Origin of the sequence: Parafrankia discariae (assembly GCF_000373365.1) — a bacterium.
GTDB lineage: Bacteria > Actinomycetota > Actinomycetes > Frankiales > Frankiaceae > Parafrankia > Parafrankia discariae.
Genome location: NZ_KB891107.1, coordinates 1 through 9,781 on the forward strand (window position 1 = coordinate 1; position 9,781 = coordinate 9,781).

The 9,781-nt window shown below is 67.0% G+C and carries 10 protein-coding genes and 1 pseudogene; 5 read left to right on the forward strand and 6 right to left on the reverse strand.

Translation table 11 applies throughout. From position 1 onward, the window contains the following. A partial coding sequence (locus B056_RS0104765) for a transposase (RefSeq protein WP_026239332.1) occupies window positions 1-204 on the reverse strand: 204 nt, incomplete at its 3' end. A gap of 384 nt (window positions 205-588) precedes the next feature. Between B056_RS0104765 and B056_RS0104770 the strand changes: the two genes are divergently transcribed. Genes B056_RS0104770 through B056_RS0104780 form a run of 3 tightly spaced genes read left to right on the forward strand, consistent with a single transcriptional unit; the run spans window position 589 to window position 3,606 of the window. Continuing rightward, window positions 589-1,938 carry an amidohydrolase family protein gene (locus B056_RS0104770; RefSeq protein ID WP_018500763.1) on the forward strand — a complete coding sequence of 450 codons (1,350 nt, stop codon included), beginning with the start codon at window positions 589-591 and terminating at the stop codon, window positions 1,936-1,938. A gap of 9 nt (window positions 1,939-1,947) precedes the next feature. Further along, window positions 1,948-3,150: a CaiB/BaiF CoA transferase family protein gene (locus B056_RS0104775; RefSeq protein WP_026239333.1), complete on the forward strand. Its 1,203-nt coding sequence runs from the start codon at window positions 1,948-1,950 to the stop codon at window positions 3,148-3,150. Between the two features lie 51 nt (window positions 3,151-3,201). Further along, entirely contained in the window at window positions 3,202-3,606 is a 405-nt protein-coding gene (locus B056_RS0104780; protein ID WP_154676833.1) for a carboxymuconolactone decarboxylase family protein, read from the forward strand. Between the two features lie 173 nt (window positions 3,607-3,779). Here the strand turns inward: B056_RS0104780 and B056_RS39300 are convergent, their stop codons facing one another. Next, complete coding sequence (locus B056_RS39300; RefSeq protein ID WP_154676834.1) at window positions 3,780-4,259, reverse strand: cupin domain-containing protein; 480 nt, start codon at window positions 4,257-4,259, stop codon at window positions 3,780-3,782. A gap of 63 nt (window positions 4,260-4,322) precedes the next feature. Between B056_RS39300 and B056_RS0104790 the strand changes: the two genes are divergently transcribed. Both B056_RS0104790 and B056_RS0104795 read left to right on the forward strand, forming a co-directional pair. After that, on the forward strand, window positions 4,323-4,742 hold the full coding sequence (locus tag B056_RS0104790; protein ID WP_035750154.1) for a Zn-ribbon domain-containing OB-fold protein: 420 nt from the start codon (window positions 4,323-4,325) through the stop codon (window positions 4,740-4,742). A 67-nt stretch (window positions 4,743-4,809) separates the two neighbouring features. Next, window positions 4,810-6,012: a thiolase family protein gene (locus B056_RS0104795; protein ID WP_018500768.1), complete on the forward strand. Its 1,203-nt coding sequence runs from the start codon at window positions 4,810-4,812 to the stop codon at window positions 6,010-6,012. A gap of 165 nt (window positions 6,013-6,177) precedes the next feature. Here B056_RS0104795 and B056_RS0104800 read toward each other — a convergent pair whose 3' ends face one another. The 4 genes and pseudogenes from B056_RS0104800 to B056_RS44030 all read right to left on the reverse strand — a co-directional run bounded on the left by B056_RS0104800 (window position 6,178) and on the right by B056_RS44030 (window position 9,706). Further along, complete coding sequence (locus B056_RS0104800) at window positions 6,178-6,588, reverse strand: nuclear transport factor 2 family protein (RefSeq protein ID WP_018500769.1); 411 nt, start codon at window positions 6,586-6,588, stop codon at window positions 6,178-6,180. 50 nt (window positions 6,589-6,638) lie between these two features. Then, window positions 6,639-7,610: an LLM class flavin-dependent oxidoreductase gene (locus B056_RS0104805; protein WP_018500770.1), complete on the reverse strand. Its 972-nt coding sequence runs from the start codon at window positions 7,608-7,610 to the stop codon at window positions 6,639-6,641. An 18-nt stretch (window positions 7,611-7,628) separates the two neighbouring features. Further along, entirely contained in the window at window positions 7,629-8,546 is a 918-nt protein-coding gene (locus B056_RS35150) for an SDR family NAD(P)-dependent oxidoreductase (protein ID WP_076784634.1), read from the reverse strand. 298 nt (window positions 8,547-8,844) lie between these two features. Then, window positions 8,845-9,706 (reverse strand): annotated as a pseudogene (locus tag B056_RS44030) (zinc-dependent alcohol dehydrogenase). Window positions 9,707-9,781 lie beyond the last annotated feature (75 nt).

Sequence of the window (9,781 nt, forward strand, 5' to 3'; positions counted from 1 at the left end):
ATAGACGGTCTTCCACGGCGGGAAGTCCGCGGGCAGCGCCCGCCACACGATCCCGTTGTGGGTCACGTAGAGGATCGCGTCCACGATGTCACGCCGGTCGTGTTTCTCGGGCCGGCCGTCCTTCGGTGCCGGAGGCAGCAACGGCTGCACGTGGGCCCACTCCTGGTCGGACAGATCCGACGGATACCGGTGCGATCGCGCCATGTCCGGACCCTGACCAGCCCACCCCGCCAGCCCAGCCCGCCACACCGAGAAGATCAGGAACAGACCACACTCGGCACACGAAACAAAGATCCAGGACAGGCACTGAGCCGCGCGTCGGGAGGCTGTTGCCCGGCGGTGGAAAGCCACGGACCACGCCCGGAGTTCTCGGTGCGCTGGTGGCCCACCTGACGGGTACACCCTGCTCCGGGCGCTGTCGCGAGCGCCGGCGCCGGGTGGCCGGAGGGCGTCGCCAACTTGACTGGATATAAGACTATCGGTCATCATAGTAATTCGTGGCTCGCATGCGGCACCGCCCCTGGGCAGGCCGCGACTCCGCGTGACGGAGCCGCCGAAGGCTGTGGCAGGCGCACTGGGAGGATCTTGATGAACAGTGACGACTACATTCTGATCAGCGTCGACGATCACGTGATCGAGCCGCCGGACATGTTCGAGGGGAGGGTCCCGCGGAAATTTCTCGACAGGGCTCCCTTCGTGCGGCGAGACGAGGCGGGTCACGACTGCTGGATTTACGAGGGCAAGGTCCTGCCGAACTTCGGCCTGAACGCCGTCGCCGGACGGCCGAAGGAGGAGTACGGCATGGAGCCGAACTCCTTCAACGACATGCGGGTCGGCACGTTCGACGTGCACGAGCGGGTGAAGGACATGAGCGCCAACGGCGTCCTAGCCGGGCTCAACTTCCCGACCTTCGCCAGGTTCGCCGGGCAGACATTTCTCGCCAACGCGGACAAGTACCCGGACCAGGCGCTCGCGATGGTCCAGGCGTACAACGACTGGCACGTCGAGGGGTGGGCCGGCCAGTACCCGGACCGCTTCGTGGCCTGCGGCATCACGCCTCTGTGGGACCCCGAACTGCAGGCCCAGGAGGTCCGCCGGCTCGCCGAGCTGGACTGTCACGCGGTGACGTTCTCGGCCAATCCCTACAAGCTCGGCCTTCCCTCCCTGCACAACGCGGCGTGGGACCCGTTCTGGGCCGCCTGTGAAGAGGTCGGAACGGTTGTCTGCATGCATCTCGGATCGTCGTCGTCCGCGCCGATGACCGCACCGGACGCGCCCTACTCCGTGCAGATCACCGGTACCGCCATCACGCTGTTCGACACGGCCTCCGACCTGATCTGGTCGGACATCTTCAAGAAGTTCCCCAACCTGAGGATCTCGCTGTCCGAGGGGGGAATCGGCTGGATCCCGTACTTCCTGGAGCGGGTGGACTACACCTACCGGCAGCACGGCGCCTGGACCGGGGCTGATTTTGGTGACCGCATGCCGAGCGACGTCTTCCGGTCAAACATCATCACCTGTTTCATCGACGACCACTTCGGCATCGCGAACCTGGAGACCATGAACACGGACATGGTGACCTGGGAATGCGACTACCCCCACTCGGACTCCACCTGGCCGCGCTCACCCGAGCAGCTCGCCCTCCACTTCGACGGTGTTCCCGACGACGTGATCGAGGGCGTGACCCACGGCAACGTGCTCCGGCTCTACTCCTTCGACCCGTTCAAGGTCCGGCCGCGGGAGCGGAGCACGGTCGCCGCGCTGCGGGCCGAGGTCGCCGGGCGCGACGTGTCGACGGTCTCCCACGAGCGGCATCGCGGGCCGAAGATCACCACCTACGGTGGAATCGTCTCGACCGGCTATCGCAGTGAGTCCGAAGAAGCCAAGGAGGTCGCGAGATACAACGAGCGCCAGGCCGCCGCGCGAGCGAGCCGGTAGGTAGCCGCCATGTACGACGTGCTTGACGGAGTACGAGTTGTCGAGGTGTCGGCCTGGCTTTTCGCGCCGACGTGCGGAGCCATCCTCGCGGACTGGGGCGCGGATGTAGTCAAGATCGAACCGGTCGAGGGCGGCGACCCCTACCGCGGGTACTTCGGCACCGGCCGAGTCGCCCCCACGATCGAGCTGGCGAATCACGGCAAGCGCAGCGTGGCCGTCGACCTGCGAACGGAGGACGGCCGCGGCGTCCTCTCGAAGCTGGTGCGGGACGCGGACGTCTTCGTGACCAGCCTGCTGCCCGAGTCGCGGCAACGACTGCGGATCGACCTCGACGACATCCGCGCCGAGAACCCAAACATCATCTATGCCCGGGCCACCGGGCAGGGCATCCGAGGGCCCGAGGCCGAGGTCGGTGGCTTCGACCTCGCCAGTGCCTGGGCCCGCTCCGGCATCGCCAACTACCTGACACAGCCAGGCGCCACCCAGCCGGTACGCCAACCGGGGGGAACCGGGGACTGCGTCGGCGGCCTCAGCCTCGCCGGTGCGGTGGCGGCAGCGCTGTACAAGCGGGAGCGCACGGGGATCCCGTCCGAGATAGACACCTCCCTCATGCACGCCGGCCTCTGGATGTTCGCGGTCGTGCTCAACATGGAGGCCAACCGCGATGTCGGCGGCGTCGACATGACGCGGAACAGCCGGACCGACATGGCGAACCCGCTGGTGAACTCATACCGGACCAAGGACGACCGCTGGATCTGGCTCGTCGTGATCCAGCCCGACCCGCACTGGGAGAGTCTCTGCGAGCACGTCGGGCGGCCCGAGTTGGCGACCGACGAGCGGTTCGCGACGTTCGAGGCGCGCACCAGGAACCACCGGGAGTGCATCCGTGAACTCGACGGAGCTTTCGCGTCGGGCACGTTGAACGAGTGGCGCCAACGGCTCGCGACTTTCAGCGGCGTATGGGCCGTGTGCCAGACGGTCCCGGAGATCCTTTCCGATCCGCAGGTGACGGCCAACGGCTATCTCTCACCGATCGACGGCCACGGGGTGGAGGCGCGCAGCGTGACCTCGCCGGTGCAGTTCGACCAGACGCCCCTCGGGCCGGTGCGGGCGGCGCCGGAGCACGGCCAGCAGACCGAGGAGATCCTCCTGGAACACGACTACTCGTGGGACGACATCGTGGCGCTGAAGAACTCCGGCGTGATCCTGTGAGGCCCACTGGTGCGGACACCGGAGCCCAGGCGATCCGAGCGAGGGGTGAGCATGCCCGAAACCACTGAACCCACCGCGCCACCGGCGTCGTTACGGGCCCTGAGGGCCGAAGTCCTGGCGACCCTGAGCCCGGCCGTGGCGGCGGTCGCGCCCGACGTCGGCAAGCTGGCGGCGAGCTTCGCCTACGGGGAGATCTGGCCGCGGGCAGGCCTGTCCCCGCGCGACCGCAGCATCGCGACCGTCGCGGCGCTCGTCACCCTCAACTGCACCGAGGAACTCCGACTGCACACGCTGCGGGCTCTTGCCAACGGTGTCACGAAAGAGGAGATCGGTGAAATCCTGACGCAACTGACCCCCTACGTTGGTTTCCCGCTCGTGGTGTCGGCCGCGGCGAAGATCGCCGATCTGGTCGAGCGGGCGACGCCTGCCGAGTCCCCGGGTGGGACTCCGCGCTGATTCGTGTCCGGACGGCTGCACGATCCCTCGTCCCGGTCATACCGGGTGCGTGAACGCACCGTCCCCGAACATCTCGTGTTCGGGGACGGCGCCCGTTCACCTGGCGCTGGCCGGTCCGGCGTCTCGCTGACGGCCCCTGCCCCGGTCAGGCCCGCCGCGACGCCGGCGGTCCGTCACGGGCGATGCGCGCCCACCATGAAGACGGCCATGACGCACGGCTCGGACGTTTTGTTTCGCCAGTGGTGGAGGTTCCCGCCCTGAACGAGGCAGTCTCCGGGTGCCAGTTCGAGCTGGTCTCCGTTGCCGAGTACCAGGGTCACCTGCCCAGAAAGCACCACAACGCAGTCGACCGTGTCGGTCTCGTGCATACCGGCCGGGTTCTCGCCGGCGCTGTCCGGAGGTAGCCTCCAGATCAGGAAACGCGTTCCTCCCGGTGGCAGCCGGCGTTGATCCGCGACTTCCTTCGTCCCCTCGGTCATCGAGTGCAGCGGAACGCGAGAAGCGTCTTCGTTCTGCCAGACGGTCGCAATCGCCCATCCCTCGATGTTCGGTAACACCCGCACCTCCGTGACCACGCCGTCGCTGAGTATCGACGCGTTGCCGGAAGTGTCGACCCCCGTCACCACCCGACGTACAACAAGTTCCTCATTCACTGATCAACCTCCAGATAGTTTGATAGCCTACTATATGACTAAATCCAACATTAAATCCACTCGATGGCTTGGTGCGGAGGACGTGTGAGTGCTCATCGGGTTCCGCTCGTCGACTATCTAATTCTGGAGGGCGAGCCGCATCTCGTCGCGCACGAGTGCCTCGCCTGCGGCGCGCGGTACTTCGATCGGCGCAACGGCTGCGCGGCTTGCGAGGGAGCGGAGTTCCGGGACGTCGACGTGGCCACCGAGGGTGAGCTGCGAGCGTTCACCATCGTCTCGTCCGCCGCCGCGGGGGTTCCGGTGCCGTTCGTGGCCGGGGTGATCGACTGCGGTGGGACCGCGGTGCGGGGCAACGTCGTGAACATCCCGGCGGACCCGGAGCACGTCGTGCTGGGCATGAAGGTGCGGCTGACCACGGGGTCGATCGGTACCGACGCCGCCGGAGTGGAAGCGGTCGGATACGGGTTCGAGCCGGCGGACTGAGGACGGGTGAGCTGAGAGCCGCCGGGCTGGGACCGGCCGGTCGGCTCCGCAGGGACGGGAGATCTCGATGGCGGGGAACGTCTGGATCGTGGGCATCCACATGACGAAGTTCGGCAGGCATCCGACACTCGACACGGTTGATCTGGGTACCGAGGCGATCCGGGGTGCGCTGGCCGACGCCGGGCTGCGGATGCGGGACGTGGGTCTGCTGGCGGCCGGCAACCTGATGGGCGGGGGCGGTTCGTTCGGCCAGCGGCTGCAGAAGCAGGTCGGGCAGACCGGCATCCCCGTGTTCAACGTCGCGAACGCGTGTGCCACGGGAGCGACCGCGCTGCGGGTCGCTGTGATGGCGATCCGGGCTGGTGAGACCGAGGTTGGCCTCGCTGTGGGTGCGGAGAAGCTGTCAGGCGCGGGCCTGCTCGCCGGGGGGACCCGGGCCGAGGAGGGCGACCGCTGGTCGAGGGAAGGCCGCTATGGCGCGGTGGCAGCCCTGGACGGCCGGGTCGGGACCGAGACGATGCCGGGTGTGTTTGCGCAGATCGGCATGGAGTACGGCCACAGGTACGGTGGCACGAGCTTCGAGTTGTTCGCCCGTATCTCGGAGAAGAACCACGCGCACTCGACACTGAACCCGCTCGCCGCCTACCAGAAGCGGTTCACTCTCAAACAGATCATGAACGATGTCATGATCGCGTATCCGAACACCCGTCCGATGTGCTCGGCCAACTGCGACGGCGGCGCGGCCGTCGTGGTCGTCAGCGACTCCAAGCTGCGCACCCTGCCCATCGAGCAGCAACGCCGCGCGGTCAAGATCAGTGCCTCGGTGCTGACCAGCGATCCCTGGCAGGACGGCTGTCAGATCCTGCCTGACATCAACACCCTCACCCGGGCCGCCGCCGAACAGGCCTACGAACAGGCCGGCGTCGACCCCGAGGACCTCGACCTCGTCGAACTGCACGACTGCTTCGCCACCGCCGAACTCGTGCACTACGACAACCTGAAGCTCTGTCCGCAGGGCGGCGCCGTCGACTTCTTCAACTCCGGCGCGACCTGGCGCGACGGGACGACGCCCGTCAACGTCTCCGGGGGGCTCGAGTCCAAGGGCCACCCGATAGCGGCCACCGGCATCGCCAACGTCTGGGAAGTCGTCACTCACCTGCGAGGAGAGGCAGGCCATCGGCAGATCACCGACGCGCGAGTGGGCCTCGCCCACGTCATCGGTCTCGGCAACGCCTGCGGCGTGCACATCCTCGAGAAGGCCGTCGCCTGAGTCGTCATACTGCGGTTCGTCTGGTGACCGTGATCGTGAGGATCGTTGTCGGGTTGACGTTCCTTTTCGTATTCGGGAACGTGGTGCGACACGATGTCGCACAGAGTGAGTGGACTCGCCGGGTGAGGGATCGGAGGTGTCCGGTGGTGTAGTCCCGGGCCGGTGTCAGTCCATCCGGAGGCGGGTGAGCCTGGAGCTCTTGATACGCCAGCTGCCGCCGATCTTCTCGTAGGTCTCGTGGTAATGCCCAAACCCGTTGATTTCGTTACCGTCGGCGTAGCGGAGCCGGCCTTCCATGGCCCAGATCCCGGTAGCGGTGGAAGGTGAGGTTAGGATGATCTCCGGAGTGTGGCCGTGATGCACCGTCACAACATTCGCCAGGGTTGCACTCAGAAAATCCATGAAAGTGTCGGCGCCGGCGACGACGTTACCGCCGGAGTCGGTGGTATCCATCACCACGTCGTCGCTGAAAACTAGGCGCATACCGGCCCAGTCCTTGGCGTCCAATGTACGGAAGTACCGCGCCTTGAGCTGCTTGATGGCCTCGAGCTGAACGAGGGCGTCGATGCCGTCCACAGGGACTCCTTCGGCTTGCGTTCTCGGGTGTGCATAGGCAGGTGGCCGCCTCAGGCGAACGCGGGCATGACCTCATGTTCGAACAGCTTCAGGCTTGCCCATGCAAGCTCTGGCGGTATACCGCCGCACAGCGGGTGGAACTGGACGAACGGAACCGGCACCGCCCTCAGTTCGGCGACGAACTGGTCGGGGGTGAGAACCCGGTACTGGCCGGTCTCACGCAACACGTCGGCGTCGGTGACCGTGTGGTACGGCGCCGTGAGGTTGTCCTGTGCCTGCCAGGCGCCGTAGGCGTTGGTCTCGTGGAGGAAGTACGGGGCCATCTGCTCCCAGCCCTTGTCCGAGTCTTCCGCCAGCACCACGGTCTTGTTTACACCGACCGGGCAGGGACCCGGATCGGATCGGCCCAGTTTCCGGACCTCGTCGCGATAGAACTCCCAGATCTCGGGGACCGGGGGAATGAACCCGTCGGCGATCCGGGCTGCGCGCCGCGCGGCGGCCTCGCTGCTGCGACCCATGAAGAGGCTGGGACCGCCCGGTCGGAAAGGTGCTGGTGTGACCTGGACTATCCGGCCACGGTAGGTGAACGGCTCGCCGGTGAACGCGGCCTTCAACGTGGTGATCGTCTCGGTTACCCGCGCTGGCCGTTGTTTCATCGGCACGCCGTACATCGCGAATTCCTCGTGCACGTACCCACCGGCGATGATCAGGTCCACTCGGCCCCGGCTCAGGTTGTCGAGCACGACCATGTCCTCGGCAAGTCGAAGCGGGTCGTAGAACGGTGCGATCAACGCTGCCACCGTGAACCGCACGTTCGACGTCCGCGCCGCCATCGCCGCCAGCATCGGCAGCGGTGACGGCAGGTACCCATCCGCCGAACCGTGGTGCTCCTGCAGAGCCACAGTGACGCAACCGAGCCGATCGGCCCACTCGACCATCTCCAACGCGGCCGCGTACCTGTCGGCCGTGGACGTCCCTGCCAGCTTCGGATTACGGAAATCGAACCGGAGACCGAACAACACACCTGGGCTGGTCATCGGCTACGCGTCTCCAGCAGTTTCGAGTCCTGGTAGCTCGGGCGTGTTGGGGATGTGTCCGCGCTGGACGTTCGGAGCCCCAGTGGCGGCAGCCGTCGCGGCGAGCGCGGTATCGATCGCCGCCTGGTGTTGCGCGACCGCAGCAGAAAGGTCACCGTGGGTGATGACATACGGTGCGCCCGCCAGAACCTGGTCGAAGGCATGGCTGGCAGCGGCCTCCGCGGTCGTGAGATCTGCTGCGGTCATCGGGCGGCTGGCCAGCATGGCGTTCCTGTCATCCTCCCGCAGATCCGCTGAACCGGCACCGACCGGGCGTGCGGCCAGGCTGCTTTCGATGTGCCGAGTGATCATTCCAGCTGGATAGATCACGGTGACCTGGATCGACTCCGCCGCAAGCTCCATGCGCAGCGTCTCGGCGAGGGTGACCAGCGCGGCCTTGCTGGCCTGGTAGGCGCCCAGACGGGCGGAGGGGGCAAGCACGCTGACGGATGTGGTGAATGCGATCCGGGCTTGCGAGCTGCGGCGCAGCAGCGGCAGGAATGCGCGGACCGTCCGGGCCGCCCCGATGACATTCACGTCGAGCACCCAGCGCCACTCGTCGTCGGTGATCCGCTCGATGGCACCGAACTGCTGGACACCGACGTTGACGAACAGCAGGTCGCAGCATCCGAGCTGGGCTTCGACATCCTTGGCCGCCGCGGCCAGGTCCTCGCCGGAGCTGACATCGACCCGACGTCCGACCGCGCGCCCGGGACCTGCGGCGGCGAGCACAGCCGCCTCGGTGGCCGCTCGCTCGCCATCGATGTCGAGCAGGGCCACGTCCATCCCCGCCGCCAGGCCGCGGGTCCCCAGTGCCAGGCCGAAACCCGACGCGCCGCCCGTCACCACAGCGACACTGCGATTGTGTCCCGCTACGCCCATTCGCATCCTCCCAGGAGTGACCGTGACAGGGAGCCGAAGCTCGATATGTGCCGCCGCACCGAACGGGAACGACGCATCGGATATAGATCGGCGAGCCGGGCTTTCGTCGATGCATCTGATTCGATGCCAATAGAAAGGACGTTGAAATGTTGCCTATATCGCCACCCAACATTGACATCAATCACGGTGGCGGCCCTTGGAAATAGGTGACCTGGCACGGATCTCCGCGGTGGCGGCTACCTTCTCCAGGGATCTCTCCCGAACCCGAGCCCGATGCCCGTCGCGACTCCTAAGGAGGTCACGGTTCGACCACCACCCGCAGCGCTCTGGCCTTTCGGTCGGCGGCGACCCGGAACGCCTCGACGGCGTCCTCGAGCGGGAACCTGTGGGTGATCAGTGTGCGGGCGATCTCGGGGTTGTCGGCGAGCATGGCTGCGGCATCCTCTATCTCGCGTCCGTTCGCGTGCCGGCAGTAGCTCATCGACGGAATAAGTCTGGCCTCGCGGTGGAACAGCGGGGACCAGTTGACTTCCACCGTTCCCACGTGGAAGCCGACGACGACCACTGTCCCGCCCGGCGCCACGAGGTCCACGGCGCGGGCGAGGCTCGCCGACGATCCCGCGGCTTCCACGACCACATCGTACAGGCCCGACCTTGGCCCCGAGACGTTCGCCGGCCTCAGCCTGGTGCGGATGGCGTGCCTCGAGGTCCACTTCCGGGGCGCCCTGGCGCCCCGCCCCGGCGGCTGCGAGCAGGCCGAGTGCCTCGGCTCCCACGACGGCTACCCGGGTCTGCGGGCCGGTGCCGGCGAGTCGGAGGGCGTGCCAGGAGACCGACGCGGGCTCGACGAGCGAGGCGTCGCGGACGTCGAGCCCGGCCGGCAGCTCGACAAGCCGCTGTGCGGGAACACGGAACTGCTCCGCCATGCCGCCGTCCACGGTGGCGCCGAGTGCCCGTTCCGGGTGAGTGGCGCACAGGTTGTACCGGCCGTCCAGACACAGGTCGCATTCCATGCACCCGTAGAGCGCCTCCACGACGGCCCCGGTTCCGTCCGCGCGGACGCCGGCCAGTTCGTGTCCGATGACCCGTTCCAGCCCGAACCGCATGTACATCAGGGGCACTGTTGCATCCGGCGGGGCCGGGAGATCTTGACCGAAAATCTTCCTGTTGGAGGACGCCGGATCCGGTCGCTGGAGCACCGTCGACTGGCCGACCGAGCCCCACGAAGGCTCAAC